The organism is Leclercia sp. CFBP8987 (assembly GCF_034044995.2).
Taxonomy (GTDB): domain Bacteria; phylum Pseudomonadota; class Gammaproteobacteria; order Enterobacterales; family Enterobacteriaceae; genus Enterobacter; species Enterobacter tamurae.
Window position 1 is genome coordinate 406,291 of sequence record NZ_CM188255.1, and the last position, 25,417, is coordinate 431,707.

Below are 25,417 nucleotides of genomic sequence, written 5' to 3' on the forward strand. Positions count from 1 at the left end.
TGATGATTGAACTTGAAATACGGCACTTTGGCGACCATGAAAGTGTACACGCGGTTCCGGCAGGAAAACGATCTCAACCGCTGCCGGTTATTATTTTTTATCATGGTTTTACTTCATCAAAGCTGGTCTACAGCTATTTTGCGGTAGCGCTGGCGCAGGCCGGTTTTCGGGTGGTGATGCCGGATGCACCGGATCATGGCGCACGCTTTGCAGGGGATGAGCAGGCTCGTCTGGGGCAGTTCTGGCCAATCCTGCATGGCAACCTCACGGAGTTTGCTGCGCTAAGGGATGGGTTGTATCAGGCCGGGCTGGTGGCGGATAAACGCCTTGCGGTGGCCGGTGCCTCGATGGGCGGGATGACCGCGCTGGGTATTATGGCGCGCCATCCGGAGGTGAAATGCGTGGCAAGCCTGATGGGCTCGGGCTACTTTACCTCCCTGGCCCGCACGCTGTTTCCGCCGCTGCAACCTGAGACATTTGACGCGATGGTCTCTCCGCTTGCCGACTGGGAGGTGACAACTGCGCTACCCCGTCTGGCTGACCGCCCGCTGCTGCTGTGGCACGGGGAGGCGGATGACGTCGTGCCCGCCGCGGAGACCTTCCGTTTGCAGCAGGCCCTGCAGCAGGAAGGGCTGGATAAGAACCTGACCTGTCTGTGGGAGACGGGAGTTAAACATCGCATCACGCCGACCGCCCTCGATGCCACGGTGGCGTTTTTCCGTCAGCACCTTTAAACGCGCAGGATCTTCACCCCCTGATCTTCCAGTTTCTGGAGGATCTGTGGGTCCGCACCTTTACCGGTGATCACCAGGTCTATCTGCTCGGCGCGGCTAAACAACATACCCGCACGCTCGCCAACTTTACTGCTGTCGACCAGCACCACCAGCTTACCAACCACGTTCAGCATGTTCTGCTCCGCCATCGCCGTCAGCATATCGGTTTTATACAGCCCCTCGGCGGTGAGCCCTTTTCCGCTGGTAAACATCCAGTGTCCGGCATACAGCGTGTTCTCGCTGTCCTGCGGGCTTAAGGTGATGGACTGGCTCTTGTTGTACTGCCCGCCCATGATCACCACGCTTTCGTGCTCCTGATCGATGAGGTAGTTGGCCAGCGGCAGGTAGTTGGTAATGATCTGCACCGGCTTGCCACACATTTCGCGGCCCAGCAGGAAGGCGGTTGAACCACAGTTGATCACCACGCTTTCACCAGGATTTACCAGCTGGGAGGCGGCCCGGGCTATGCGCACTTTCTCGTCGTGATTCTGCGCCTGATGGATATTCATCGGTGACCAGCGCGGGCGCTGTTGGCTAATGGCTTCGGCACCGTTACGGACTTTCTTCAGCTTCCCGCTCTCATCAAGTTTATTGATATCCCGGCGCGCGGTAGCGGGGGAGACGCCCAGCCGGGCAATCACCTGTTCCACGGTAACAAACCCCGTTTGTGCCAGGAGTTCCAGTAAAATTTGATGCCGCTGTGCTTCTGTCATGAGCTATTCCGAAATAAATTGATTTCAAAAGATGATATTTGAAATAGCCTGAAATTACTAAGTAAAAGATGGAACCGCCAGGCGCTGCGCCTGGCGATGAAGAGGTAATTACAGGAATGATTTGAACGGCAGATCCGGCTCAATGGTAAAGCAGTCGTCAAAGCCGCGCGGGTAGTGATACTCAAAATTGTCTTTATCCAGCGGCCAGGTAAACTTGCCGCCCACCTGCCAGATAAACGGCTTAAAGCCATATTTCAGACGATCTTTTTTCATCTCCCACAGGACGCGGATCTCCTGCGGATCGGCCTGGAAGTTTGACCAGATATCATGGTGGAACGGGATCACGACCTTGGTATTGAGTGCTTCTGCCATGCGCAGAATATCGGCGCTGGTCATCTTATCGGTGATGCCGCGCGGGTTCTCGCCATAAGATCCCAGCGCCACGTCGATATGATGCTCGTTGCCATGTTTGGCATAGTAGTTGGAGTAGTGCGAGTCGCCGCTGTGGTACAGCGTTCCGCCCGGGGTTTTGAACAGATAGTTCACCGCCCGCTCATCCATGCCGTCCGGCAGCACACCGGCTGCCTTCTGGTCTACCGGCAGGGTAATCAACGCCGTACGGTCAAACGCATCCAGGGCATGAATTTCTATATCTTTGATTTTCACCACATCGCCCGGCTTAACCACAATGCAGCGCTCTTTCGGCACGCCCCAGCCCATCCAGATATCCACGCAGGTTTGCGGACCGATAAAGGGCACATCTGGCGCGCAGTTTTGCATTACGGCGGCGGCGACATTCACATCAATGTGATCGTTATGATCGTGGGTCGCCAGCACGGCATCGATCTGACGAATGCCGAACGGATCGAGGACAAACGGCGTGGTGCGCAGGTTTGGCTGCAGCTTCTGCACCCCCGCCATACGCTGCATCTGATGCCCTTTCTTCATCAGCGGATTACCGTGGCTTTGCTTGCCGGTCCCGCACCAGAAATCGACACAGACATTGGCGCCGCCCTGAGATTTCAACCAGATTCCGGTGCAGCCCAGCCACCACATGGCAAAGGTGCCAGGCGCAACCTGCTCTTGTTCAATCTCTTCATTCAGCCAGGTTCCCCATTCCGGGAAGGTGCTGAGGATCCATGATTCTCGGGTGATAGTGTGCACTTTACTCATTACCAGACTCCCTTTTGTTCTCATAAGTAATCAATTAATGATTCAATATGATTTATATTGTCACCAATAAATCAGCATTGCAACGCACATTTTGAAGCCTTACTTCCTTTAAAAGCGCATTACAGATGTGATAAATGTTGATGATTGTTACATGATTATTTTGCAAATTATTGAAATATAAAATTATATCGGTATTTCAAAGATTGAAATAAAAGTCATTACAGTATGAGGGGAAATAATTTGCGTGATGCGTCACAAATAATCAAATACAATCTTGTGGTGATTATTTGTGATTAATAGAGTGGGGGCCTGTTGTACGAGCATTACGCAGCGTACTGCCTTTATCGGAGAGTGTTATGGAGATCCTCTACAGCGTCTTTACCGTCTTTTTTAATCAGGTAATGACTAATGCCCCGCTGCTGCTGGGTATCGTGACGTGTCTGGGCTACATCCTGCTACGCAAGAGCGTCAGCGTCATTATCAAAGGCACCATCAAAACCATCATCGGTTTCATGCTCCTCCAGGCGGGGTCCGGCATTTTAACCAGCACCTTTAAACCCGTCGTCGCCAAAATGTCCGAGGTCTACGGCATTAATGGCGCAATATCAGACACCTACGCATCAATGATGGCGACCATCGAACGTATGGGCGACGCCTACAGCTGGGTGGGATATGCCGTGCTGTTGGCGCTGGCGCTGAATATCATTTACGTCCTGCTGCGCCGGATTACGGGTATTCGTACCATCATGCTGACCGGCCACATCATGTTCCAGCAGGCCGGGTTGATTGCCGTCTTCTTCTTTATCTACGGCTACCCAATGTGGACCACCATCATCTGTACGGCAGTGCTGGTGTCGCTCTACTGGGGGATCACCTCCAACATGATGTTCAAGCCGACCCAGGACGTGACCGACGGTTGCGGTTTCTCCATCGGCCACCAGCAGCAGTTCGCCTCCTGGATCGCCTATAAAGTCGCGCCGTACCTCGGCAAGAAAGAGGAGAGCGTGGAGGATCTCAAGCTGCCGGGCTGGCTCAATATTTTCCACGACAATATCGTCTCGACGGCGATCGTGATGACTATTTTCTTCGGTGCGATTCTGCTCTCGTTTGGTACCGATGTGATTCAGGCGATGGCCGGGAAAACTCACTGGACCATCTACATCCTGCAAACCGGTTTCTCCTTCGCGGTGGCGATTTTCATCATTACCCAGGGCGTACGCATGTTCGTGGCCGAGCTCTCCGAAGCCTTCAACGGCATCTCGCAGCGTCTGATCCCCGGCGCGGTGCTGGCGATCGACTGTGCGGCTATCTATAGCTTTGCGCCGAACGCCGTGGTCTGGGGCTTTATGTGGGGCACCATCGGCCAGCTGATTGCGGTGGGCATCCTGGTGGGCTGTGGCTCTTCCATCCTCATCATTCCTGGCTTTATCCCGATGTTCTTCTCTAACGCCACCATTGGCGTCTTTGCCAACCATTTTGGCGGCTGGCGCGCGGCGCTCAAGATCTGCCTGATAATGGGGATGATTGAGATCTTCGGTTGCGTGTGGGCGGTCAAGCTCACCGGCATGAGCGCCTGGATGGGCATGGCGGACTGGTCAATTCTGGCCCCGCCAATGATGCAGGGCTTCGCCTCCCTCGGCATTGTCTTTATGGCCGTCATTATTTTTATTGCCCTGGCTTATATGTTCTTCGCTGGCCGTTCGCTGCGGGCGGAAGAAGATGCGGAAAAACAAACAGCAGAAGTTTCTGCTCACTAAGGAGTTTTGACTATGACCGTACGTATTCTGGCTGTATGTGGCAACGGACAAGGAAGCTCCATGATCATGAAAATGAAAGTGGACCAGTTTTTAACCCAGTCAAACATTGACCACACGGTGAACAGCTGCGCGGTGGGTGAATACAAAAGTGAACTGAACGGCGCGGACATCATCATCGCCTCGACCCATATCGCCGGGGAAATTAGCGTCACAGGCAATAAATATGTGGTGGGCGTGCGCAACATGCTGTCGCCTGCGGATTTTGGCCCAAAACTGCTGGATGTGATCAAAGAACACTTCCCGCAAGACGTGAAGTAAGGAGGCGCTATGAAACTCCGTGATTCGCTGGCAGACAACCACTCCGTCCTGTTACAGGCCGAGGCCAGCACCTGGCAGGAGGCGGTAAAGCTGAGCGTTGATCTGCTGGTTAAAGCTGATGTGGTTGAGCCGCGCTATTACCAGGCCATTCTCGATGGCGTTGAGCAATTTGGGCCGTACTTTGTGATTGCGCCGGGGCTGGCGATGCCGCATGGCCGCCCGGAGGAGGGGGTTAAAAAGACAGGGTTCGCACTGGTCACCCTGAAAACGCCGCTGGTGTTTAACCATGAGGATAACGACCCGGTCGATATTCTGATCACTATGGCGGCCGTTGATGCCAACACGCATCAGGAGGTGGGCATCATGCAGATCGTCAATCTGTTTGAAGACGAAGCCAATTTCGACCGTTTACGCGCCTGTCGTACCGAGCAGGACGTGCTGGATTTAATCGATAACGCCACTGCGGCGGCACGCTAAGAGGGAACTGAAATGTCATTACCAATGTTGCAGGTTGCGCTGGATAACCAGACTCTGGCCCACGCTTACGAAACCACCCGTCTGATCGCCGAAGAGGTGGACATCATCGAAGTGGGCACCATCCTCTGCGTCGGGGAGGGCGTGCGCGCCGTACGCGATCTGAAGGCGCTCTATCCCCACAAAATTGTGCTGGCAGACGCAAAGATTGCCGATGCGGGCAAAATCCTGTCGCGGATGTGCTTCGAAGCCAACGCCGACTGGGTGACGGTGATCTGCTGCGCGGATATCAACACCGCTAAAGGCGCGCTGGACGTGGCGAAAGAGTTTAACGGCGATGTGCAGATCGAACTCACCGGCTTCTGGACCTGGAAACAGGCGGAAGAGTGGCGCGAGGCGGGTATTCAGCAGGTGGTCTATCACCGCAGCCGCGATGCGCAGGCCGCAGGCGTGGCCTGGGGTGACGCGGATATCAGTGCCGTTAAGCGTCTGGCGGAGATGGGCTTTAAGGTCACCGTCACCGGCGGCCTGGCGCTGGAGGATCTGCCGCTGTTCCAGGGTATCCCGATCCATGTCTTTATCGCCGGGCGCAGCATTCGTGATGCCGCCTCGCCGGTGGAAGCGGCGCGCCAGTTCAAACGTTCCATCGCCAAGCTGTGGGGATAAGGAGCGGTTATGTTAAGCAAGCAGGTGCCACTTGGCATCTATGAAAAGGCACTCCCCGCCGGGGAGTGCTGGCTCGAACGGCTGAAACTGGCTCAGTCTCTGGGGTTCGATTTCGTCGAAATGTCGGTGGATGAGACGGATGCGCGCCTCTCCCGCCTCGACTGGAGCCGCGAGCAGCGTCTGGCGCTGGTGAATGCGGTGGCCGAAACCGGGGTGCGCGTCCCCTCGATGTGCCTGAGCGCCCATCGTCGCTTTCCGCTCGGCAGTGAAGATGATGCCGTGCGCGCCCAGGGGCTGACGATCATGCGTAAAGCGATTCGTTTTGCTCAGGACGTGGGGATCCGCGTCATCCAACTGGCGGGCTATGACGTTTACTACCAGCAGGCCAACAACGAAACGCGGCGGCGCTTTCGTGAGGGGCTGAAAGCGAGCGTGGAGATGGCGAGCCGCGCCCAGGTGACGCTGGCGATGGAGATCATGGACTACCCGCTGATGAACTCCATCAGCAAGGCGCTGGGTTATGCCCACTACCTCAATAATCCGTGGTTCCAGCTCTATCCTGATATCGGCAACCTCTCCGCGTGGGATAACGATGTGCCTATGGAGCTGCAGGCGGGGATCGGCCATATCGTGGCGGTACACGTCAAAGACACCCGGCCTGGGGTATTCAAAAACGTGCCGTTCGGCACGGGCGTGGTGGATTTCGAAGCCTGTTTCGCCACCCTTAATCACAGCGGGTACTGCGGGCCTTACCTGATTGAGATGTGGAGCGAAACCGCAGAGGATCCGCTGCTCGAAGTGGCGAAAGCCCGCGACTGGGTGCTGGCGCGGATGGCGCGGGCCGGGTTAAGGGGAGGCGAAAATGCAGCTGCTTAAACAGCAGGTCTTTGAGGCAAACATGGATTTGCCGCGTTACGGCCTGGTCACCTTTACCTGGGGAAACGTCAGTGCAATAGACCGGAGCCGCGGGCTGGTGGCGATCAAACCCAGCGGGGTAGCCTATGAGACCATGCGGGTGGAAGATATGGTGGTAGTGGATCTCGACGGCAAGGTGGTGGAGGGCCAGTGGCGGCCTTCCTCCGATACCGCCACCCATCTGGCGCTCTACCGGCGTTATCCCTCCCTTGGCGGCGTGGTGCATACCCACTCCACCCATGCCACGGCCTGGGCGCAGGCGGGGCTGGCGATCCCGGCGCTGGGCACTACCCATGCAGACTACTTTTTTGGTGATATCCCCTGTACGCGGGCGCTCAGCGAAGAGGAAGTGCAGGGCGAGTATGAGCTCAATACCGGCAAGGTGATCATCGACACGCTGGGAGAGGGTGAACCACTGCACACGCCGGGGATCGTGGTCTACCAGCATGGCCCCTTTGCCTGGGGTAATGATGCCCAGGATGCGGTGCATAACGCCGTGGTGATGGAAGAGGTGGCAAGAATGGCGTGGATTGCCCGCGGCATCAACCCGCGCCTGCAACCGATCGACAGCTACCTGATGAACAAGCACTTTATGCGGAAGCATGGCCCGAATGCCTATTACGGGCAAAAATAAAAAAAGCCCCCGGGCAGGGGGCTAATTCGACTATGACATATTCTCGTTGTTGGCTTTCCTGGTGCTAGCGTCAAAGCATTATTACCGGTAGATATCTGCACTGACGTGCATATTGCCGTTGCTGCCCGGTTCACGGGTGAGCATGACGTGATAGTAGCGGGCATCCCGCGCATCGGCTTCTGCATTAATGGCTTCAGTCGCTTCACTTTCCGTGGCGAAGTTGTGGTTGATATAGATGACGCCCAGACTTTGTACATCATCCATATTTCTGGCCTGTCGGCCGTCAACCTCAATCGCTGCTGTCGCGTTTGCACTGAGCAAAAGCGCAGCCAGAATGGCAAGGTTTATCTTTTTCATGATATGCGCTCCACGACAAACTACGGTGCGACGATAATCACTTCGGGTTTGGTCCTCAGAAGGGGTCTGATTAAAGTGTAACCCCTTATCTGGCGGGTATTGGCGACCATTTCTGATGCTGTTGTTCAAAAAAACGCCACGATCGACCCTGAGCAATGGTAAATCACCCACTTAGACGCGCTTTACGCTTTGTGCGAATTATTTATGCAATGCGCTTGAGTTTCCAGGGGGGGGCAAGTATTATGGCGCGTCAATTTTTCGGCCGACCTTTAACACGTTCCTTGCCTCCCCGGGCCTCGGCTGACCCAGACAGGAGGCTGAATAATCCGTAAGGAGCAATTCGATGCGTCATTACGAAATCGTTTTTATGGTCCATCCTGACCAGAGCGAACAGGTTCCGGGTATGATCGAGCGCTACACTGGTGCAATCACTGCAGCAGAAGGCACGATCCACCGTCTGGAAGACTGGGGCCGCCGTCAGCTGGCTTATCCGATCAACAAACTGCACAAAGCTCACTACGTTCTGCTGAACGTTGAAGCGCCGCAGGAAGCGATCGATGAGCTGGAAACTAACTTCCGCTTCAACGATGCCGTTATCCGCAGCATGGTTATGCGTACCAAAAACGCAGTGACCGAAGCATCTCCGATGGTTAAAGCGAAAGACGAGCGCCGTGAGCGTCGCGATGATTTCGCAAACGAAACCGCAGATGATTCTGATGCTGGGGATTCTGAAGAGTAATTTCTGATGACCAACCGTCTGGTGTTGTCCGGTACCGTGTGCAGGACCCCCCTTCGTAAGGTCAGCCCATCAGGAATTCCTCACTGCCAGTTCGTGCTTGAGCATCGTTCAGTGCAGGAGGAAGCCGGGTTTCACCGGCAGGCGTGGTGCCAAATGCCCGTTATTATTAGCGGACACGAAAACCAGGCCATTACTCACAGTATAACGGTCGGTAGCGCAGTAATCGTTCAGGGGTTCATTTCTTGCCACAAGGCAAAGAACGGCCTGAGCAAAATGGTTCTGCATGCCGAGCAGATTGATTTGATAGATTCTGGAGACTAGCCATATGGCACGTTATTTCCGTCGTCGCAAGTTCTGCCGTTTCACCGCGGAAGGCGTTCAAGAGATCGACTATAAAGATATCGCAACGCTGAAAAACTACATCACCGAAAGCGGTAAGATTGTCCCAAGCCGTATCACCGGTACTCGTGCAAAATACCAGCGTCAGCTGGCTCGCGCTATCAAACGCGCTCGCTACCTGTCCCTGCTGCCGTACACTGATCGTCATCAGTAATCGGGCACGGTCCATTAATACGACTTTAAGAGGATAAGGTAATGCAAGTTATTCTGCTTGATAAAGTAGCAAACCTGGGCAGCCTGGGTGATCAGGTAAACGTTAAAGCGGGCTACGCTCGTAACTTCCTGGTTCCACAGGGTAAAGCTGTTCCTGCTACCAAGAAAAACGTAGAGTTTTTCGAAGCACGTCGTGCTGAACTGGAAGCCAAACTGGCTGACGTTCTGGCGGCTGCTAACGCTCGCGCTGAAGAAATCAACGCACTGGGCACCGTTACTATCGCGTCTAAATCAGGCGACGAAGGTAAACTGTTCGGTTCCATCGGTACCCGCGATATCGCTGATGCAGTAACTGCAGCTGGCGTTAAAGTGGCTAAGAGCGAAGTTCGTATGCCGAACGGCGTTCTGCGTACCACCGGTGAGCACGAAGTGGACTTCCAGGTTCACAGCGAAGTCTTCGCTAAACTGGTTGTTAACGTTGTTGCTGAGTAAGTAATTACTCGTCACCACGTCGAAGCGCCGGCCTTGTGCCGGCGTTTTGCTTTTTAATGAGACCTGTCCCACCTTTTGCCTTCCAGGGTAGCTATTCCCGCTGCATTCTCTGATAATAAAATGAAACGCCATTTTATCTTCGAGATTTGCTATGGACTCCGTTCTCCCCACGCCGATTTTTGCCCGTAAAAACATCGTTTTCGCCTGCGCGACGCTGTGCTGTTTGTTATGGGGCAGCTCCTATCCCGCGATTAAGAGCGGCTACGAACTCTTTCAGATCGCCACCAACGACATTCCCTCAAAAGTGGTCTTTGCCGGTTATCGCTTTGTGTTTGCCGGCCTGCTGTTGCTGCTGTTAGCCCTTGCCCAGCGCAAACCAATTGGTCGGCTCAGCCCACGGCAGTTTGGCCAGCTAACGATCCTCGGCCTGACGCAGACGGCGATCCAGTACACCTTCTTTTATATCGGCCTCGCTTACACGACGGGCGCGAAAGGGTCGATCATGAACGCTACCGCCACCTTCTTCAGCGTCATGCTGGCGCACTTCATCTATCAGAACGACAGGATCAGCTATAACAAAGCTCTCGGCTGTATTCTCGGTTTTGCCGGGGTGATGATCGTCAACTTTAACAGCGGCTTGCAGGACTTCCACTTTGTCTGGAACGGTGACGGTTTTGTGGTGCTGGCGGCGTTTATCCTCTCTGCCGCCACGTTGTACGGCAAACGTATTTCCCAGACGGTGGATCCGATGGTGATGACCGGCTGGCAGCTGGCGATCGGTGGGGTGATGCTGGTGGTGGGCGGCTACATCACCGGCGGGACGCTGGCACTCCCCAGCGTCAAAGCGGCGGCAATCCTGGGTTATCTGACCCTGCTCTCGTCGGTGGCGTTCGCGCTGTGGAGTTTGCTGCTGAAGTACAACCGCGTCAGCATGATTGCGCCTTTCAACTTTTTAGTACCGGTGGCCGGCACCGTGCTTTCCGCCATTTTCCTTGGGGAAAATATCCTCGAGATCAAATATGCCGTGGCGCTGGTGCTGGTCTGCTCGGGGATCTGGTGGGTCAATAAAGTGAGTGGAAAACAGGCCCGGTAAGCATCACGCCACCGGGCAAAGGGCTATTTTGCGCGAACGAAGCTGCCGTCCGCCTGACGGGTAAACAGCACCTGCTGGCCATTGCCGCTGTCAATGGTCAGCCCGGTCACCACGCCGCTCGCATTCTGGCGGATCTGCACCATCTGACCGTTTTGCAGATTACTCAGCGGCTTACCGGCACCTTCAACCTGTGCCATCGCATAGACATCCGTCGGCGGCAGGTTGTGATCGCGGAACAGCTGCGCCATCGTTTTGCCGGACTCTACCCGGTAAGAACGCCACTGCTGTTCGATACCCGGCACCGGCTGCGACTGTACAGGCGCGGCGGCCTGCTCCTGCGGTTGCTCTTCCTGAATCGGCTCCGGCTCAACCGGCGCCATCTGGCCCGGATCGTTTGTCGGGGAAACCAGCTGCGTCTGCATCGGCTGGGTATCAGGTTGCGGCTGCGTCTGCGAGCGGAAATCCAGTTCGGCATCCCGCCTGACAGGCGTTGTCGCGCTGTCGTCAGCGCCTGGCAGCAGAAAACCAACGATAACCATCAGCGCACCGATGATAATGCCTCTGCGGTGCAGGGGCGGCAGCGGGTCCATGATGCGAAAGTTGTCTGGCGCATGCCAGATTTTCGTCAGGGTAGGTTTTAGTTCAAATGGCCCGGGCATGGCTCTCCTCCTGCTCCGCGTCTTTTTTCCTGTCCCGAGAAGTATAGTTCGCTAACTGCCTGATGAGCGTAGCAAACCCGGCTTCCGTGACACACATTCGGGAAAAATCCAGATAGTCTCTATTGTTTCCGTTTCATCGCAATTTGTCATCTTTCGATAAGACAAAGTTTTACCGGATGGAAGGTGGCTGTTATGCTGCCCGCTACTTTAAATGTGATGGAAGGAAATCCCATGACCACCCCGACTTTTGACACAATCGAAGCGCAGGCAAGCTACGGTATTGGTTTGCAGGTAGGACAGCAGCTGAGCGAATCAGGGCTGCAGGGTCTGTTACCAGAAGCGCTGGTGGCGGGTATCGCCGATGCACTGGAAGGTAAGCACCCGGCTGTTCCGGTAGATGTGGTTCACCGCGCGCTGCGCGAAATCCACGAACGTGCTGACTCCGTGCGTCGCGCGCGTTTTGAAGAGATGGCTGCGGCAGGCGAGAAATTCCTCGAAGAGAACCGTGAGCGCGAAGGCGTGAACAGCACCGAAACCGGCCTGCAGTTCCGCGTGATCAACCAGGGTGACGGCGCAATCCCGGCGCGTACCGACCACGTTCGCGTGCACTACACCGGTAAACTGATCGACGGCACCGTGTTCGACAGCTCCGTTGCCCGCGGCGAACCGGCTGAATTCCCGGTCAACGGCGTGATCCCAGGCTGGATCGAAGCCCTGACCCTGATGCCGGTAGGCTCCAAATGGGAACTGACTATTCCTCAGAACCTGGCCTACGGCGAGCGTGGCGCAGGCGCGTCCATCCCGCCATTCAGCACCCTGGTGTTTGAAGTCGAGCTGCTGGAAATTCTGTAATCCTGCTCTCTTTCCTCTCCCCGACCGGGGAGGGGAAATCAGTTAAAAAACCTATAGTTACGCGCTAATCAACAGATTATCTTGCAAATGATCGCATTAAGTGTATTTTTGTGAGCTGTTTTGCGTTGCTTAAGTGATATGACACTCACTTTCAACATATTGTTAACATAATATTTAAATCATAGTATTCATCCCGCCGATTCTTACCTAATATCGATGAGTCCTTAATCGGGCCGTCGCTTTTCGACGTAATAAAGGGCCAGAAGAGCCTAAACAACACAGGCAGTTACAACAGGAAAACATCACATGGTAGATCAGGTAAAAGTCGTTGCCGACGAAGAGGCACCGTCTGAACAGTCGCTACGGCGCAATCTCACAAACCGTCATATTCAGTTAATCGCCATTGGCGGTGCCATTGGTACCGGGCTCTTTATGGGGTCAGGCAAAACCATTAGCCTTGCCGGTCCGTCGATCATTTTTGTCTATATGATCATCGGCTTCATGCTCTTTTTCGTGATGCGTGCAATGGGAGAGCTGCTGCTCTCGAATCTCGAATACAAATCCTTCAGTGACTTTGCCTCCGACCTTCTCGGGCCGTGGGCGGGTTATTTCACCGGCTGGACCTACTGGTTCTGCTGGGTGGTCACCGGGATGGCTGATGTTGTCGCCATTACGGCCTATGCCCAGTTCTGGTTCCCCGGACTGTCGGACTGGGTTGCCTCGCTGGCAGTGATTGTTCTGCTGCTGAGCCTTAACCTCGCCACCGTAAAAATGTTCGGTGAGATGGAGTTCTGGTTCGCGATGATTAAAATCGTCGCCATTGTTGGCCTGATTGTGGTCGGCCTGGTGATGGTGATGACCCACTTCACCTCTCCGACGGGCGTAGAAGCCTCGTTCTCCCACCTGTGGAATGACGGCGGCTGGTTCCCGAAAGGGCTGAGCGGATTCTTTGCCGGCTTCCAGATTGCGGTCTTCGCTTTCGTGGGGGTTGAGCTGGTAGGTACTACTGCCGCAGAAACCAAAGATCCGGAGAAATCCCTGCCGCGGGCGATCAACTCCATTCCGATCCGCATCATCACGTTCTATGTGTTTGCGTTGATCATTATTATGTCCGTCACGCCGTGGAGCTCCGTCGTACCGACCAAGAGCCCGTTCGTTGAGCTGTTCGTGCTGGTTGGCCTGCCGGCTGCGGCGAGCCTGATTAACTTCGTGGTGCTGACCTCTGCGGCCTCGTCGGCTAATAGCGGCGTGTTCTCCACCAGCCGCATGCTGTTCGGCCTGGCGCAGGAAGGCGTGGCGCCGAGCGCGTTCGCCAAGCTGTCAAAGCGTGCGGTACCGGCGAAAGGGCTGACCTTCTCCTGTATCTGTCTGCTGGGCGGCGTGGTGATGCTCTACGTGAATCCGAGCGTGATTGGCGCGTTCACCATGATCACCACCGTCTCGGCGATCCTGTTCATGTTCGTCTGGACCATCATCCTGTGCTCGTACCTGGTGTACCGCAAAAAGCGTCCACACCTGCATGAAAAATCGATCTACAAGATGCCGCTGGGCAAGCTGATGTGCTGGGTCTGCATGGCGTTCTTCGTGTTTGTGCTGGTACTGCTGACGCTGGAAGAGGATACCCGTCAGGCGCTGATCGTCACGCCGCTGTGGTTTATCGCGCTGGGGCTGGGCTGGCTGTTTATCGGTAAGAAAAGAATGGCAGGCGTAAGATAAAAGCAAAACGGCAACGTCGGTTGCCGTTTTTTATGTGTTCTCCCTCTCCCTGTGGGAGAGGGGCGGGGTGAGGGCATCAGGCCGCAGCGGCTTTTTTTATTCCCCGGCCAGCGCCCGCGGGAACAGCACGTTATTCTCGAGGCTGATGTGCTCCATCAGATCGTCGATCATCTCGTTAATCCCGTTATACATCGCGCGCCAGGTGGTGCAGGCATCCGCCGGTGGGGTGACATTATTGGTGATATGTTTGAGCACCTCCACCAGTTCACCCGCGTCGTCATGCTCGCTTTCCATCACGCTGATAGGCCCCATCGCCTGGCTACCCATCCCCTGTTTAATCATCGGGAACAGGATCTGCTCTTCTTTCATCATGTGGCTGGATAGCTCTTCGTGCAGCATGGTCAGGTTTTTCGCCAGGCCGCGCGGGACAGAGGCTTTCTCCGCATGGACACGTTCAACTTTGGTCGCCTGCAGGATCAGTTCCGGCAGCTGTTCGCGGTGACGGTCATGGTAACGGACGATGATGTGATTGATAATTTCGCCCAGCGCCACGCTGCGCCAGTCTTTTTCCAGCGGCTGCTCAGCCAGTTTCGCCAGTTCAGCTTCGATGAGGTCCAGATCCAGTTCCTTACGCGATGCCGCACGCGCCAGGGTTTGCTTACCGCCGCAGCAGTAATCCATATCGTATTTACGAAACAGCGCAGAAGCGCGTGGAATGGAGAGCGCCAGCTCGCCTAAAGGTTGGTCGCGGAAGGCCATGGTCGTTACCTCATCGTTATTTGATAAGATGTATTTTAAATGCATCTTTGAGGCGAGGATATAACCCTTTAGGAGCAGAGGGTAAAAAGGCGGGCAATTCTAAAAACTTTCTTATGTTTTAACTTGCTGAAAGGATTTAATTATTTCCGAAAAACAGGGTGGTTAGACCACGAAACGTTAAATAACACGCCTGCTTTGCCGATATGTCCTCCACAGACAATGTCCTGCACATAAGGTTAAGAATGTTTAAACGGATTAAAGTAATCACCCTGTTAGTCTCGGTACTGCTGGTGCTCGGACTGATGCAAATCATCGCCGCGACAGTTTTTATCAATGCCCTGAATAATGATAAGGACAATTTCACCGTCTCCCAGCTGTCCAGCCAGAACGTGGCAGAGTTTACCGACGCGTGGATCAGCCTGAACCAGGCGCGCGTTACCCTTAACCGCGGCATGCTCCGTCTGCAAAGCAGCACGGCGACCGAGATCAACGGCACGCAGCTGGGTGAGCTGGTCACTGCCGCAAAAGCGCTGTTGGCCGAGGCGCAGGGCCATTACGACAAATATTATGCCCTGCCGGAAACACCGGGCATGGATGAGAAGCTGGCGGAGCGGCTGGAAGAGCAGTATCGCGCTTACCACACCACGCTGGCGAAAATGAACGAGCTGCTGGCCGAGGGCAAGCTGGACGATATGTTCAAGCAGAATGCCGAGAAGAAGCAGGTGGCGATGCAGGCGGTATACCGCGAATGGCGTGAGGCGCAGGCGAAGTTGACCCGCGCGGGCATCACCGATAACGAGAACGACTACCAGCGTATCCTGTGGATCCTCTCGTCCATTATGGTGATTGTGGTGGCGGTGATTGTCGCCAGCTGGATCGCCATGCGCAACGTGCTGCTGAAGCCGCTGCATGAGGTCATTGCCCATATTCGCGCTATTGCCGCCGGCGACCTGACCCAGCCGGTTAATGCCCACGGCCAGAACGAAATGGCGATGCTGGCACGCAACGTTGACGAGATGCAAAAGGCGCTGGCCAATACCGTAGGCGTGGTCCGCGATGGGGCGGATACCATTTATACCGGTGCCGGTGAAATCTCCGCAGGCAGCAACGATCTCTCTTCCCGTACCGAGCAGCAGGCGGCCTCCCTGGAAGAGACGGCGGCCAGCATGGAGCAGTTAACGGCCACAGTGAAGCAGAACGCCGATAACGCCCGTCAGGCGTCACGCCTGGCCCTGGACGCTTCCTCTACCGCGAAGAAAGGCGGTAACGTGGTTGAAGGCGTGGTGCGCACCATGGACGAGATCGCTACCAGCTCCAGCAAGATTGCCCAGATCACCAACGTGATTGACGGCATTGCCTTCCAGACCAACATTCTGGCGCTGAACGCGGCGGTAGAAGCGGCGCGTGCTGGCGAGCAGGGGCGTGGGTTTGCGGTAGTAGCAGGGGAAGTACGTACTCTGGCCCAGCGCAGCGCCCAGGCCGCGAAAGAGATCAAAGGCCTGATCGACGACTCTGGCGCGCGCGTCAGTGCGGGTTCCGCGCTGGTGAATGAAGCCGGAGCGACGATGGCGGAAATTGTCAGCGCCGTGACCCGCGTGACCGACATCATGGGCGAAATCGCTTCCGCCTCGGATGAGCAGAGCCGGGGGATTGATCAGGTAGGCCAGGCGGTCGCCGAGATGGATCGTGTGACCCAGCAGAACGCCTCGCTGGTTGAGGAGTCCGCAGCGGCAGCGGCGGCGCTGGAAGAGCAGGCGGCACGTCTGAACGAGGCGGTAGCGGTGTTTAAGATTGTCCACGGCCAGGCAGCCAAAGCGGCGCCGGTGAAAACCTATACTGCAAAAGCAAAACCGGTGCTGGCGACCACGGACGCTAACTGGGAAACCTTCTGACAGATGCCGGGTGGCGGCTTCGCCTTACCCGGCCTACGGAACTACGAAACCGGCACTACTGCCGGTTTTTCCGGCTTCGCACTTACCGCGATCACCACTCCCACCACCAGCAACACAATCCCCGTCCCGGTTAACAGCGGCGGCAGGCTCTGGCGCATCAAAAAGGTATACAACAGCCCGGCCAGGGTTTCGAAAACGATCAACGGCCCTAAAATCACCGTCGGTAATTTCTGGCTGGCGACGTTCCAGCACAGGGCTCCCACCCACGAGCAGCAGACAGCAATCACCACCATCAGCCCGAGAAAGACCCAGGGCCGCGGCCCCAGCGGCAGGGCAAAGTCCGGCTGCTGCACATTCAGCCAGGCGCAGGCGGCGAGATAGCCCAGCAGCGACACCGGCAGCGTCACCAGCGCCTGAGCGGTGGCCCACATCATCGGATGTTTGTCCGGATTTTCCCGCAGCCAGCGGGCATTACGCAGGGCATACCACGCCCAGCAGACCACCGACACCGACGCCAGCAGGATCCCTGAGACATAGCGCCAGCCGCTGCCCCCGGCCACGCCGTGACGCAGCTCGGCAATGTTGACGCAGGCCAGCCCCAGCGCAATCGCCACCAGGCCGGGCACCATCTTTGACCACGCCAGTTTGCCGTCGCGCTGGCTGTAGAGCAGATTGGCGAACACCGGGATCACCACCGGCAGCGTGCCGATGATCATCGTCGAGACGGGCGCCCCGGTGCGCTGGATGGCACTCGCCAGGCAGATGTAATAGATCAGGTTGCCCATCATGGTCAGCGCGAGGGCGGTCAGCCAGTCCTGGCGAGAAAGCTGACGTAACCGCGTCCGGCCCAGCCAGGCGATCGGCAGGGCGATCAGCCCCAGCGCCAGATAGCGCCCCATCGACTGCAACGCCGCCGGGTACTCCGGCACAATCAGCGGGCCGACAAAAATCAGCCCCCACATTAACCCTGCAAGCAGGGCATACAACACGCCGCTAACCATTTTCGTATCCATTTTCGCTAAACCTGCTGGCAGTGTAGAAGGGCAGAAGGGGGGCGTATTGTATGAGATTGCGCATTAGCGCTTCGCGACCTGTTTCTGGTAGCGCACGGGAGTGATGCCGTACCGACGGGTAAACGCCCGGGTCAGGTGCGACTGATCGGTCAGACCCGTTGCGGCGGCCACCTCTGCCGCTGGCAGGCCCTGCGTAAGAAAGGCTTTGGCGCGCCACAGGCGGATCGCCATCAGCATCTGATGGGGCGTGACGTGAAAGTGGGCCTTGAACTGGCGCTGAAAATGGTACGGGCTGAGGGACACCACCTGCGCCAGCTCATCAAGCGTCAGGGAGTGCATATAGTTGTCATGCAGATAATCGCGCACGCGATCGAAACGATGCGCCCCTTCAGGCAATACCGGAGCATGACGCGCCAGCGGCTGGAAGGTATCAATCAGATCCAGCAGCAGGCCTTTTTGCGCCAGCGGATCGTCGGTGTGCCACAGGCCATAGATCAGCTGACAGATCTGCCGGGAACGGCGCGGATCGTGGCGGGTCACGTCGCTAAACCACCAGTGACGAATGCCTGTCACCTCTTCCAGCAAATCTGGCTCGAGGTAGATCATCCGGTAGCGCCAGCCGTCGGCGGTTTCGGCCTCGCCGGTATGCAGCTCATCGGGATTCATGGTGACAACGGAATGGACGGGGGCCACGTACTGGGTCCCGCGATAGCGAAAGCGTTCGGCACCGGCTTCAATGGCGCCGATACCGAAGGCCTCGTGGGTGTGCGGCTCAAAGGCGTAGCGTGAGATATGGGCGTGATAGAGCTCTACGCCCGGCAGCTGCGCCAGATGGCGAAAGCGCGCGCTGTCTCTCTCATCGAAGAACTGTTCGGGTACGCCTTGCACGGTGAGCCTCCTCGCGGGTCAGATTTCATTATCAGAGATGACCCGCGGGGATGCCACAATAATTAACCACATTTTAACAATTACAGGATGCCTTTCACGCTCTCGGCCAGCGTCGTGGTCGGGCGACCCAGCAGCGCGCTCAGGGTGCGGCTGTCATCAAACAGACCGCCTTTCGAGGCACCCACGTCGGAGTCGGCCAGCATATCCGCCAGGCCCGCCGGCAAGCCCACGCCCTTCAGCGCGGCGGCAAAATCGGCCTCGCTCAGGTTCTGGTACGCCACGTTTTTCCCGCTCTGGCGGCTGAGTTCGGCAGCCAGGTCGCTTAAGGTCCACGCCTGGTCACCCGCCAGCTCGTACACTTTCCCGGCATGACCCTCTTCGCTGATAACCCGGGCCGCGGCGGCGGCATAGTCGGCGCGAGTGGCAGAGGCGATTTTGCCCTCACCCGCAGAGCCGATGAATACCCCGTGCTCCAGCGCAGGTGGGGCGCTGGCGAGGTAGTTTTCGGTATACCAGCCGTTACGCAGCAGGGCGTAAGGAATGCCGGATTGTGCCAGCGCTTTTTCGGTGTCGACGTGCTCCACGTGCAGCCCCAGCGGTGAGGTGTCGGCATGTAGCAGGCTGGTGTAGGCGATAAATTTCACCCCCGCCGCCTTAGCCGCGTTAATCACGTTCTGATGCTGCGGCGCGCGCTGGCCCACTTCACTGGAGGAGATCAGCAGCAGTTTATCCACGCCCGCGAGTGCGGCGGTAAAGGCGGCCTGGTCGGTGTAATCGGCCTGACGGACGATCACCCCTTGCTGGCTCAGCGCGTCGGCCTTGGCCGGGTTACGCACAATGGCGACCAGCTGGCTGGCCGGAACAGTTTTCAGCAGCTGTTCAATAACGAGTTGGCCAAGCTGGCCGGTAGCGCCGGTAATCGCGATCATGATGAATATCCTTCGTCTCGTGTGAATGTTGTGGCACACTACCACCCAAACTAACTTTTAGTAAGTACGTACAAAAAGGTAAGTATCAAATGACCAATCCAACCCTCAGCGAGCAGATGCGCGACGGCAATCTCTTTGCCGAGCAGTGCCCTTCCCGGGATGTGCTTAAGCATGTAACCAGCCGCTGGGGCGTGCTGATCCTGGTGGCGTTGCGTCAGGGCACCCATCGCTTTAGCGATCTGCGGCGCAAGATGGGCGGGGTGAGCGAGAAGATGCTGGCCCAGTCGCTGCAGGCCCTGGAGCAGGATGGCTTTATCAATCGCGTGTCGTACCCGGTGGTGCCTCCGCACGTGGAGTACAGCCTGACGCCGCTGGGGGAAGAGGTGAGCGAGAAGGTGGCAGCGCTGGCCGACTGGATCGAGCTGAATTTACCGCAGGTGATGAGTAACAGGGGGGATCGTGCGGCCTGATTGCCTGGCTGACGGTTTTGTAGGCCCGGCAAGCGAAGCGCCGCCGGGCATTGCGCGGTCTGATTGCCGGGTGGCGGCTGCGCCTTACCCGGCCTACGAAACCGCACTTGCTTTTACCTGCTTAAATCCACCTGATAAATCGCAAATCCGATCTCATCGGTGGCTACCTGCTGCATCGGATACTGCGCTTTCTCTTTGATAAACGCCGCCGCTTTTTCGGATGGCGCGGTCTCAAAGCGAATATCCAGCTTCACGTTGCTGTGGATCGGCGCCAGGCGCCAGTTGTTGTCCGCTGCCGGGTGGATTTCACCTGCGTTTTTCGACTGCTCACCGATCCACGCCGCCAGCACCGAGCGGTTCTCGTCCGGGGAGGCAAAGGCGATGTGACTGTCACCGGTCCCGGCAAACTTGCCGCCGTAGGCGCGGTAGTTATTGGTGGCCACCAGGAAGGTCGCTTTTGGATCAATTGGTTTGCCGTTGAAGGTCAGGTTTTTAATGCGCTCCGCCTGGGCATTCACCACCTGGCACTCGCCGTCATATTTCGCTGGCTGGGAGACATCAATCTGGTACTCCACGCCGTCGATGACGTCGAAGTTATAGGTGCGGAATCCGTCCCAGTTGATCAGCGCCTGCGGTTGGGTGCTGTTGACATCGATCTGGTTGAACTGCCCGGCTGAGCACTCCAGCCACTCCTTCACCTCCTGGCCGGTGGCTTTAACCACCACCAGGGTGTTCGGATAGAGATAGAGATCGGCGGCGTTACGGAAGGTCAGCTGGCCTTTCTCCACTTCGACATAGCTGGCCGGATCGTTCTTGCGTCCGCCCACCTTAAACGGCGCGGCGGCGGAGAGCACAGGCAGTTTGGCCAGATCCGGATCGCCCTGAATATAGCGCTCCACGTAGGCTTTCTGCGCCAGGTTCACCACCTGCACGGTAGGATCGTCCTGCACCAGCGACAGGTAGCTGTACATGTTGTCGGAAGAGTTGCCGATCGGTTTGCTGACAAACTCGCGGGTGGCATCGTGGTCGTGCTTCAGCACCTCGACGATCTTTTTATCCTCGCCCACCAGCGCTTTTTTGGCGGCCAGATCGTAAATCGGCCGCGCTTCGGCCTTCGACTCGGTCACCTGCCATTTACCGCCGTCATTATTCAGCACCAGATCGACCACCCCCAGGTGATCGCCCCACATGCCCGGCATCACCGCCGGCACGCCGTTCAGCGTCCCCTTGGCAATGTCCGCCCCTTTGATATTGGCGAAATCTTTGCCCGGGAACACCGCGTGGGCGTGGCCGAAGAGAATGGCGTCGACGCCTTTCACTTCGCTGAGGTAATAGACCGAGTTTTCCGCCATCGCCTGATACGGATCGGCAGAGAGACCGGAGTGCGCCACCACCACCACCAGATCGGCGCCTTTTTCGCGCATTTCCGGCACATATTTGCGCGCGGTTTCGGTAATGTCGTTAACCGTCACTTTGCCGCTCAGGTTGGCTTTATCCCAGGTCATGATCTGCGGCGGCACAAAGCCGATATAGCCGATCTTCAGGGTCTGCGGTTTTCCATCCTGATCGACTACGATGGTCTCTTTGATCAGATAAGGCGTAAACAGCGGTTTGTTGGTCTTAACGTCGATGATATTGGCGTTAACGTACGGGAATTTGGCCCCCGACAGCGCCATGTGCAGATAATCCAGCCCGTAGTTAAATTCGTGGTTACCGAGGTTACCCACCGCATAATCCAGGGTGTTTAGCGCCTTATAAACTGGATGGATATCGCCCTTTTTCAGACCTTTCGCCGCCATGTAATCGCCAAGCGGACTACCCTGAATTAAGTCTCCGTTATCGACCAGGACGCTGTTTTTCACTTCGCTACGGGCGGCATTAATCAGGCTGGCAGTGCGCACCAGGCCGAATTTTTCCGTCGGCGCATCTTTGTAGTAGTCGAAGTCCATCATATTGCTGTGCAGGTCGGTAGTTTCCAGAATGCGGAGATCGACCGTCGCTGCCTGTACGCTCGCCGCAATCAGCGTCGCCAGGAGCGTTGCGCTAAACTTAATCATCAGAGGAGTCCTTTTTTTGAACCAGGCCACAAAAGAATATGTATCTATATTTTTTTGCTTACAGAATTGTGAATCCTGCCAGAAAAAAGTGCCCTGAAACCGGAATTGCTTCACAGATAGCGGATTTATTCACAATGCGATATAAATAAAACAAAGAGTTAAACCCACTGTGTTAACAAAGAGGTGGAGAATGTTAGATAAAATTTGTCAGCTCGCACGGGATGCGGGCGATGCCATTATGCAGGTCTATGATGGCAAGATCCCGATGGACGTGATCCAAAAAATCGATGACTCACCGGTGACCGCCGCCGATCTCGCGGCGCACGGGGTGATCCTCCAGGGCTTGCAGGCGCTGACGCCTGATATTCCGGTGCTGTCCGAAGAGGATCCTCAGCCCTGGGAAGAGCGCCAGCACTGGCAGCGTTACTGGCTGGTCGACCCGCTGGACGGCACCAAGGAGTTCATCAAACGTAATGGTGAATTCACCGTGAACATTGCCCTGATTGAGAAAGGCAAAGCGGTGCTGGGGGTGGTCTATGCCCCGGTACTGAAGGTGATGTACAGCGCTGCCGACGGCAAAGCGTGGAAAGAGGAGTGCGGCGTGCGCAAGCAGATTCAGGTGCGTGATGCCCGGCCACCGCTGGTGGTGATCAGCCGCTCGCACGCGGATAACGAACTGCAGGAGTACCTGCATCAGCTGGGCGAGCATCAGACGACGTCGATCGGCTCCTCGCTGAAGTTCTGCCTGGTGGCGGAAGGGCAGGCGCAGCTCTATCCCCGTTTCGGGCCAACCAACGTCTGGGATACGGCGGCAGGTCATGCCGTTGCCGCCGCTGCGGGGGCGCACGTTCACGACTGGCAGGGCAAGCCGCTCGACTATACCCCGCGTGAGTCCTTCCTCAATCCCGGCTTCCGGGTCTCGCTTTACTGACCGACGAGCTTATGCAGCAGGGCAGTTACCTGCTGCACCTCTTCCTGGGTCAGCGCCCCGTCTTTCGCCCACTGAATGCGACCCTCTTTATCCAGCACTGCAATCGCCGAACTTTCCTCTTTCAGCTGCCATGCGCCGCGCGCCGTGCCGTTACTGTCGACGATAATCTGTGACCACGGATAGAGCTTTTTATTGCTCTCGAGGCTGCTACGCACAAACATGGCGGAGCCCGGAATCGCATCATCGGTGTTCACAATGGTGGTGGTCTGGTAGCGATCTTTAGGTAAATTTGCCGACTTGATCGCTTCAATTAAGGTTGCGTTTTTCTCTTTTGCCGATGAGCGACCGGCAATATGCAGCACAACTCGCACTTTGCCTGGGAGCTGCGCGCTATTCCATTTTTTGTAGCTAAACTCATTATTGTCGAGGATCAATTCTCCCCGGTCGGCGATGCCCACCGGCGGCACACGTTGTCCCTTCTCAAAACTGTGTGCGGAAGCCATCAGTGGCAGCATCAGGCAGGCGGTTGCCAGAATGTTACGTAGGGTCATGGTGTTTCCTTATTTTTTTAGCAGGTGATCCGACCACTTGGTCTGACGTTTTAATCATATGTGCGATCGCGGCGATTTACCCGCAATCCCGGTGCCAGAGTGAGGGGAAACGCACATATCTGCACAAAAACGAAGGCTTATACTGTCCGAAAGTTACCATTGCAAAGAATATTCTGATTATTTGTCATCAAAAGGTAAATAAACTTATGCAGACTGGGTATCACTGTTTTTCTGGACTATAGTCATTGGGCAATAAATTTGCGCTCCAGAGAGTCGGCCCGATTGTGGCGCCGCAAGAGCGTATGATTCGCAGGAGATAATAGAATGAAAATTTTTCAACGCTACAATCCGCTTCAGGTGGCGAAATACGTAAAAATCCTGTTCCGTGGACGGTTGTATATCAAGGATGTTGGCGCTTTTGAGTTTGATAAGGGCAAAATCCTTGTCCCGAAAGTGAAGGATAAACAGCACTTTTCTGTGATGTCCGAAGTCAACCGTCAGGTTATGCGTCTGCAAACTGAGATGGCTTAACCAACGTGCTATGCAGTAATAAAGCTGTAAAAAAAACGGCTCCCAGAGGGAGCCGTTGATGTTTCTGGCTTAGGCCGAAGCGTTCTCTTCGGCGTCCGGCAGTTTCGGCACCAGCACGGTCGGTTTGTTGTCGATGCGCGTCACCAGCAGCTGGTCGATGCGGTAGTTATCGATATCCACCACTTCGAACTTGTAGCCCGAGAACTTCACCGAGTCGGTGCGTTTCGGGATCTTACGCAGCATAAACATCATAAAGCCGCCAATGGTCTCGTAGTTGCCGGACTGCGGGAACTCGTCGATATCCAGCACGCGCATGACGTCGTCAATCGGCGTACCGCCGTCCACCAGCCATGAGTTCTCATCGCGGGCCACAATCTGCTCTTCCAGACCCTGACCCACCAGATCGCCCATCAGGGTGGTCATCACGTCATTGAGGGTGATGATCCCTACCACCAGCGCGTATTCATTCATGATCACCGCGAAGTCTTCCCCGGCGGTTTTGAAACTTTCCAGCGCTTCAGAGAGCGTCAGGGTGTCCGGGACAATCAGCGTATTGCGTATCTGCACGCCGCTGTTCAGGGCCAGACTCTGGTTCGCCAGCACGCGGTTCAGCAGGTCTTTGGAGTCCACATAACCGATGATGTGGTCGATATCCTCATTACAGACCAGGAACTTGGAGTGCGGATGTTCCGCCACCTTGTTCTTCAGACTCTGCTCGTCTTCGTGCAGATCAAACCAGATCACGTTCTCACGGCCGGTCATTGACGACGGCACGGTACGCGACTCCAGTTCAAACACGTTCTCGATCAGCTCATGCTCCTGCTTACGCAGCACACCCGCCAGCGCACCCGCTTCGAATACCGCGTAGACATCATCAGAGGTGATGTCGTCTTTACGCACCATCGGCAGCTTGAACAGGCGGAAGATAGTGTTCGCCAGGCCGTTGAAGAACCACACCAGCGGGCGGAACACATACAGGCAGAAGCGCATCGGGTTGATGATGCGCAAAGCCACGGCTTCGGGCGCAATCATACCGATGCGTTTCGGGGTCAAATCGGCAAACAGAATGAACAGGCCAGTCACCAGGGAGAAGGAGAGAATAAAGCTCAGCTGGTCGGAGAGTTCGGGGGAGAAGTAGCGGGAGAAGACGCTATAAAACACCGGTGAAAACGCCGCATCACCGACGATACCGCCAAGAATGGCGACCGCGTTGAGGCCGATTTGCACCACGGTGAAGAACATCCCCGGGTTTTCCTGCATTTTCAGCACGCGTTGAGCATTGATATCGCCATCATCGGCGAGCAGTTTGAGTTTGATTTTACGGGATGCGGCCAGAGAAATTTCTGAAATTGAGAAAAATGCACTGACGGCTATCAGACAAAGTATTACTAAAATACTGTTTAACATATCTTATCCGGCTTCTCGCCAGATCCTCGGAGGGAAGTTGGTCACACAGGGTTGTAGATATTTTGAACACCGGTCCGAAGCGGTAGGCCGGTTATTTCAGCGGCTA

At 56.1% G+C, this 25,417-nt stretch carries 29 protein-coding genes; 18 read left to right on the top strand and 11 right to left on the bottom strand.

What is annotated here, in order from left to right; translation table 11 throughout:
- Positions 1-2: 2 nt before the first annotated feature.
- Positions 3-734 carry an esterase gene (yjfP, locus tag SOM40_RS01925; RefSeq protein WP_320529835.1) on the top strand — a complete coding sequence of 244 codons (732 nt, stop codon included), beginning with the start codon at positions 3-5 and terminating at the stop codon, positions 732-734.
- Here the strand turns inward: yjfP and ulaR are convergent.
- Positions 731-1,486, bottom strand: a complete 756-nt coding sequence (gene ulaR / locus SOM40_RS01930) for an HTH-type transcriptional regulator UlaR (RefSeq protein WP_106994056.1) — start codon at positions 1,484-1,486, stop codon at positions 731-733. The two genes, yjfP and ulaR, sit on opposite strands and share 4 nt — an antisense overlap.
- Positions 1,487-1,594: 108 nt before the next feature.
- Positions 1,595-2,659 (bottom strand): L-ascorbate 6-phosphate lactonase, encoded by a 1,065-nt coding sequence (gene ulaG, locus SOM40_RS01935; RefSeq protein WP_320529836.1) that lies wholly within the window; start codon positions 2,657-2,659, stop codon positions 1,595-1,597.
- Between the two features lie 356 nt (positions 2,660-3,015).
- On the opposite strand from ulaG, the gene ulaA reads away from it, so the two are divergent.
- Genes ulaA through SOM40_RS01965 form a run of 6 tightly spaced genes read left to right on the top strand, consistent with a single transcriptional unit; the run spans position 3,016 to position 7,423 of the window.
- Positions 3,016-4,416 (top strand): PTS ascorbate transporter subunit IIC, encoded by a 1,401-nt coding sequence (ulaA, locus tag SOM40_RS01940; protein WP_312080170.1) that lies wholly within the window; start codon positions 3,016-3,018, stop codon positions 4,414-4,416.
- A 12-nt stretch (positions 4,417-4,428) separates the two neighbouring features.
- Positions 4,429-4,734 (top strand): PTS ascorbate transporter subunit IIB, encoded by a 306-nt coding sequence (gene ulaB, locus SOM40_RS01945; protein ID WP_106994059.1) that lies wholly within the window; start codon positions 4,429-4,431, stop codon positions 4,732-4,734.
- Positions 4,735-4,743: 9 nt separating this feature from the next.
- Positions 4,744-5,211: a PTS ascorbate transporter subunit IIA gene (ulaC, locus tag SOM40_RS01950; protein WP_106994060.1), complete on the top strand. Its 468-nt coding sequence runs from the start codon at positions 4,744-4,746 to the stop codon at positions 5,209-5,211.
- Between the two features lie 12 nt (positions 5,212-5,223).
- Positions 5,224-5,874: a 3-keto-L-gulonate-6-phosphate decarboxylase UlaD gene (locus SOM40_RS01955; protein WP_320529837.1), complete on the top strand. Its 651-nt coding sequence runs from the start codon at positions 5,224-5,226 to the stop codon at positions 5,872-5,874.
- Between the two features lie 9 nt (positions 5,875-5,883).
- Positions 5,884-6,750 carry an L-ribulose-5-phosphate 3-epimerase gene (locus tag SOM40_RS01960; protein ID WP_320529838.1) on the top strand — a complete coding sequence of 289 codons (867 nt, stop codon included), beginning with the start codon at positions 5,884-5,886 and terminating at the stop codon, positions 6,748-6,750.
- Positions 6,737-7,423 (top strand): L-ribulose-5-phosphate 4-epimerase, encoded by a 687-nt coding sequence (locus SOM40_RS01965; protein WP_320529839.1) that lies wholly within the window; start codon positions 6,737-6,739, stop codon positions 7,421-7,423. The genes SOM40_RS01960 and SOM40_RS01965 overlap by 14 nt, the downstream gene beginning before the upstream one ends.
- Before the next feature lie 81 nt (positions 7,424-7,504).
- On the opposite strand, the gene yjfY is transcribed toward SOM40_RS01965, so the two are convergent.
- Positions 7,505-7,780 (bottom strand): DUF1471 family protein YjfY, encoded by a 276-nt coding sequence (gene yjfY, locus SOM40_RS01970; protein WP_320529840.1) that lies wholly within the window; start codon positions 7,778-7,780, stop codon positions 7,505-7,507.
- Positions 7,781-8,123: 343 nt separating this feature from the next.
- On the opposite strand from yjfY, the gene rpsF reads away from it, so the two are divergent.
- From rpsF to SOM40_RS01995, 5 genes are all read left to right on the top strand, one after another.
- Positions 8,124-8,519 carry a 30S ribosomal protein S6 gene (gene rpsF / locus SOM40_RS01975; RefSeq protein ID WP_011915632.1) on the top strand — a complete coding sequence of 132 codons (396 nt, stop codon included), beginning with the start codon at positions 8,124-8,126 and terminating at the stop codon, positions 8,517-8,519.
- 6 nt (positions 8,520-8,525) lie between these two features.
- The gene (gene priB / locus SOM40_RS01980; RefSeq protein WP_014068638.1) at positions 8,526-8,840 is read left to right on the top strand and encodes a primosomal replication protein N; all 315 of its coding nucleotides are present in this window, start codon (positions 8,526-8,528) and stop codon (positions 8,838-8,840) included.
- A 4-nt stretch (positions 8,841-8,844) separates the two neighbouring features.
- Positions 8,845-9,072 carry a 30S ribosomal protein S18 gene (gene rpsR / locus SOM40_RS01985; protein WP_000135199.1) on the top strand — a complete coding sequence of 76 codons (228 nt, stop codon included), beginning with the start codon at positions 8,845-8,847 and terminating at the stop codon, positions 9,070-9,072.
- A 41-nt stretch (positions 9,073-9,113) separates the two neighbouring features.
- Positions 9,114-9,563, top strand: coding sequence for a 50S ribosomal protein L9 (gene rplI / locus SOM40_RS01990; RefSeq protein ID WP_032616202.1), 450 nt, complete (start codon positions 9,114-9,116; stop codon positions 9,561-9,563).
- Between the two features lie 151 nt (positions 9,564-9,714).
- Positions 9,715-10,656, top strand: a complete 942-nt coding sequence (locus tag SOM40_RS01995) for a DMT family transporter (protein ID WP_320529841.1) — start codon at positions 9,715-9,717, stop codon at positions 10,654-10,656.
- Positions 10,657-10,679: 23 nt separating this feature from the next.
- Here the strand turns inward: SOM40_RS01995 and SOM40_RS02000 are convergent, their stop codons facing one another.
- Positions 10,680-11,315, bottom strand: coding sequence for an OapA family protein (locus tag SOM40_RS02000; RefSeq protein ID WP_106994065.1), 636 nt, complete (start codon positions 11,313-11,315; stop codon positions 10,680-10,682).
- A gap of 231 nt (positions 11,316-11,546) precedes the next feature.
- Here SOM40_RS02000 and bamJ point away from each other — a divergent pair, with 231 nt between their 5' ends.
- Positions 11,547-12,167, top strand: coding sequence for a BamJ family beta-barrel-assembly machinery protein (gene bamJ, locus SOM40_RS02005; protein WP_032616205.1), 621 nt, complete (start codon positions 11,547-11,549; stop codon positions 12,165-12,167).
- A 306-nt stretch (positions 12,168-12,473) separates the two neighbouring features.
- Positions 12,474-13,883 carry a D-serine/D-alanine/glycine transporter gene (cycA, locus tag SOM40_RS02010; protein ID WP_106994066.1) on the top strand — a complete coding sequence of 470 codons (1,410 nt, stop codon included), beginning with the start codon at positions 12,474-12,476 and terminating at the stop codon, positions 13,881-13,883.
- Positions 13,884-13,979: 96 nt separating this feature from the next.
- Here the strand turns inward: cycA and ytfE are convergent, their stop codons facing one another.
- Positions 13,980-14,642: an iron-sulfur cluster repair protein YtfE gene (gene ytfE / locus SOM40_RS02015; protein WP_320529842.1), complete on the bottom strand. Its 663-nt coding sequence runs from the start codon at positions 14,640-14,642 to the stop codon at positions 13,980-13,982.
- 242 nt (positions 14,643-14,884) lie between these two features.
- On the opposite strand from ytfE, the gene SOM40_RS02020 reads away from it, so the two are divergent.
- Positions 14,885-16,534, top strand: coding sequence for a methyl-accepting chemotaxis protein (locus SOM40_RS02020; RefSeq protein WP_106994068.1), 1,650 nt, complete (start codon positions 14,885-14,887; stop codon positions 16,532-16,534).
- 41 nt (positions 16,535-16,575) lie between these two features.
- Here SOM40_RS02020 and SOM40_RS02025 read toward each other — a convergent pair whose 3' ends face one another.
- The 3 genes from SOM40_RS02025 to SOM40_RS02035 all read right to left on the bottom strand — a co-directional run bounded on the left by SOM40_RS02025 (position 16,576) and on the right by SOM40_RS02035 (position 19,364).
- Entirely contained in the window at positions 16,576-17,535 is a 960-nt protein-coding gene (locus tag SOM40_RS02025) for a DMT family transporter (protein ID WP_320530007.1), read from the bottom strand.
- 75 nt (positions 17,536-17,610) lie between these two features.
- Complete coding sequence (locus tag SOM40_RS02030; RefSeq protein WP_320529843.1) at positions 17,611-18,435, bottom strand: AraC family transcriptional regulator; 825 nt, start codon at positions 18,433-18,435, stop codon at positions 17,611-17,613.
- Between the two features lie 80 nt (positions 18,436-18,515).
- Positions 18,516-19,364, bottom strand: a complete 849-nt coding sequence (locus SOM40_RS02035; RefSeq protein WP_312077700.1) for an SDR family oxidoreductase — start codon at positions 19,362-19,364, stop codon at positions 18,516-18,518.
- An 89-nt stretch (positions 19,365-19,453) separates the two neighbouring features.
- Between SOM40_RS02035 and SOM40_RS02040 the strand changes: the two genes are divergently transcribed.
- Positions 19,454-19,834: a winged helix-turn-helix transcriptional regulator gene (locus SOM40_RS02040; RefSeq protein ID WP_320529844.1), complete on the top strand. Its 381-nt coding sequence runs from the start codon at positions 19,454-19,456 to the stop codon at positions 19,832-19,834.
- A gap of 113 nt (positions 19,835-19,947) precedes the next feature.
- On the opposite strand, the gene SOM40_RS02045 is transcribed toward SOM40_RS02040, so the two are convergent.
- Positions 19,948-21,891, bottom strand: a complete 1,944-nt coding sequence (locus SOM40_RS02045; RefSeq protein ID WP_320529845.1) for a bifunctional 2',3'-cyclic-nucleotide 2'-phosphodiesterase/3'-nucleotidase — start codon at positions 21,889-21,891, stop codon at positions 19,948-19,950.
- Positions 21,892-22,081: 190 nt separating this feature from the next.
- Between SOM40_RS02045 and cysQ the strand changes: the two genes are divergently transcribed.
- Entirely contained in the window at positions 22,082-22,822 is a 741-nt protein-coding gene (gene cysQ / locus SOM40_RS02050; protein WP_312189480.1) for a 3'(2'),5'-bisphosphate nucleotidase CysQ, read from the top strand.
- On the opposite strand, the gene SOM40_RS02055 is transcribed toward cysQ, so the two are convergent.
- Entirely contained in the window at positions 22,816-23,373 is a 558-nt protein-coding gene (locus SOM40_RS02055; protein ID WP_261644604.1) for a YtfJ family protein, read from the bottom strand. The genes cysQ and SOM40_RS02055 overlap by 7 nt on opposite strands.
- Before the next feature lie 324 nt (positions 23,374-23,697).
- Between SOM40_RS02055 and SOM40_RS02060 the strand changes: the two genes are divergently transcribed.
- The gene (locus SOM40_RS02060) at positions 23,698-23,904 is read left to right on the top strand and encodes a DUF1107 domain-containing protein (RefSeq protein WP_032616223.1); all 207 of its coding nucleotides are present in this window, start codon (positions 23,698-23,700) and stop codon (positions 23,902-23,904) included.
- Positions 23,905-23,973: 69 nt separating this feature from the next.
- Here the strand turns inward: SOM40_RS02060 and paeA are convergent, their stop codons facing one another.
- Positions 23,974-25,311, bottom strand: coding sequence for a polyamine export protein PaeA (gene paeA, locus SOM40_RS02065; RefSeq protein ID WP_106994075.1), 1,338 nt, complete (start codon positions 25,309-25,311; stop codon positions 23,974-23,976).
- Positions 25,312-25,417 lie beyond the last annotated feature (106 nt).

What these genes read in the sequence shown, in the direction of transcription:
- yjfP (WP_320529835.1), top strand. Translation starts at nt 3, where the DNA reads ATGATTGAACTTGAAATACGGCACTTTGGCGACCATGAAAGTGTACAC.
- ulaR (WP_106994056.1), bottom strand. Translation starts at nt 1,486, where the DNA reads ATGACAGAAGCACAGCGGCATCAAATTTTACTGGAACTCCTGGCACAA.
- ulaG (WP_320529836.1), bottom strand. Translation starts at nt 2,659, where the DNA reads ATGAGTAAAGTGCACACTATCACCCGAGAATCATGGATCCTCAGCACC.
- ulaA (WP_312080170.1), top strand. Translation starts at nt 3,016, where the DNA reads ATGGAGATCCTCTACAGCGTCTTTACCGTCTTTTTTAATCAGGTAATG.
- ulaB (WP_106994059.1), top strand. Translation starts at nt 4,429, where the DNA reads ATGACCGTACGTATTCTGGCTGTATGTGGCAACGGACAAGGAAGCTCC.
- ulaC (WP_106994060.1), top strand. Translation starts at nt 4,744, where the DNA reads ATGAAACTCCGTGATTCGCTGGCAGACAACCACTCCGTCCTGTTACAG.
- SOM40_RS01955 (WP_320529837.1), top strand. Translation starts at nt 5,224, where the DNA reads ATGTCATTACCAATGTTGCAGGTTGCGCTGGATAACCAGACTCTGGCC.
- SOM40_RS01960 (WP_320529838.1), top strand. Translation starts at nt 5,884, where the DNA reads ATGTTAAGCAAGCAGGTGCCACTTGGCATCTATGAAAAGGCACTCCCC.
- SOM40_RS01965 (WP_320529839.1), top strand. Translation starts at nt 6,737, where the DNA reads ATGCAGCTGCTTAAACAGCAGGTCTTTGAGGCAAACATGGATTTGCCG.
- yjfY (WP_320529840.1), bottom strand. Translation starts at nt 7,780, where the DNA reads ATGAAAAAGATAAACCTTGCCATTCTGGCTGCGCTTTTGCTCAGTGCA.
- rpsF (WP_011915632.1), top strand. Translation starts at nt 8,124, where the DNA reads ATGCGTCATTACGAAATCGTTTTTATGGTCCATCCTGACCAGAGCGAA.
- priB (WP_014068638.1), top strand. Translation starts at nt 8,526, where the DNA reads ATGACCAACCGTCTGGTGTTGTCCGGTACCGTGTGCAGGACCCCCCTT.
- rpsR (WP_000135199.1), top strand. Translation starts at nt 8,845, where the DNA reads ATGGCACGTTATTTCCGTCGTCGCAAGTTCTGCCGTTTCACCGCGGAA.
- rplI (WP_032616202.1), top strand. Translation starts at nt 9,114, where the DNA reads ATGCAAGTTATTCTGCTTGATAAAGTAGCAAACCTGGGCAGCCTGGGT.
- SOM40_RS01995 (WP_320529841.1), top strand. Translation starts at nt 9,715, where the DNA reads ATGGACTCCGTTCTCCCCACGCCGATTTTTGCCCGTAAAAACATCGTT.
- SOM40_RS02000 (WP_106994065.1), bottom strand. Translation starts at nt 11,315, where the DNA reads ATGCCCGGGCCATTTGAACTAAAACCTACCCTGACGAAAATCTGGCAT.
- bamJ (WP_032616205.1), top strand. Translation starts at nt 11,547, where the DNA reads ATGACCACCCCGACTTTTGACACAATCGAAGCGCAGGCAAGCTACGGT.
- cycA (WP_106994066.1), top strand. Translation starts at nt 12,474, where the DNA reads ATGGTAGATCAGGTAAAAGTCGTTGCCGACGAAGAGGCACCGTCTGAA.
- ytfE (WP_320529842.1), bottom strand. Translation starts at nt 14,642, where the DNA reads ATGGCCTTCCGCGACCAACCTTTAGGCGAGCTGGCGCTCTCCATTCCA.
- SOM40_RS02020 (WP_106994068.1), top strand. Translation starts at nt 14,885, where the DNA reads ATGTTTAAACGGATTAAAGTAATCACCCTGTTAGTCTCGGTACTGCTG.
- SOM40_RS02025 (WP_320530007.1), bottom strand. Translation starts at nt 17,535, where the DNA reads ATGGTTAGCGGCGTGTTGTATGCCCTGCTTGCAGGGTTAATGTGGGGG.
- SOM40_RS02035 (WP_312077700.1), bottom strand. Translation starts at nt 19,364, where the DNA reads ATGATCGCGATTACCGGCGCTACCGGCCAGCTTGGCCAACTCGTTATT.
- SOM40_RS02040 (WP_320529844.1), top strand. Translation starts at nt 19,454, where the DNA reads ATGACCAATCCAACCCTCAGCGAGCAGATGCGCGACGGCAATCTCTTT.
- SOM40_RS02045 (WP_320529845.1), bottom strand. Translation starts at nt 21,891, where the DNA reads ATGATTAAGTTTAGCGCAACGCTCCTGGCGACGCTGATTGCGGCGAGC.
- cysQ (WP_312189480.1), top strand. Translation starts at nt 22,082, where the DNA reads ATGTTAGATAAAATTTGTCAGCTCGCACGGGATGCGGGCGATGCCATT.
- SOM40_RS02055 (WP_261644604.1), bottom strand. Translation starts at nt 23,373, where the DNA reads ATGACCCTACGTAACATTCTGGCAACCGCCTGCCTGATGCTGCCACTG.
- SOM40_RS02060 (WP_032616223.1), top strand. Translation starts at nt 23,698, where the DNA reads ATGAAAATTTTTCAACGCTACAATCCGCTTCAGGTGGCGAAATACGTA.
- paeA (WP_106994075.1), bottom strand. Translation starts at nt 25,311, where the DNA reads ATGTTAAACAGTATTTTAGTAATACTTTGTCTGATAGCCGTCAGTGCA.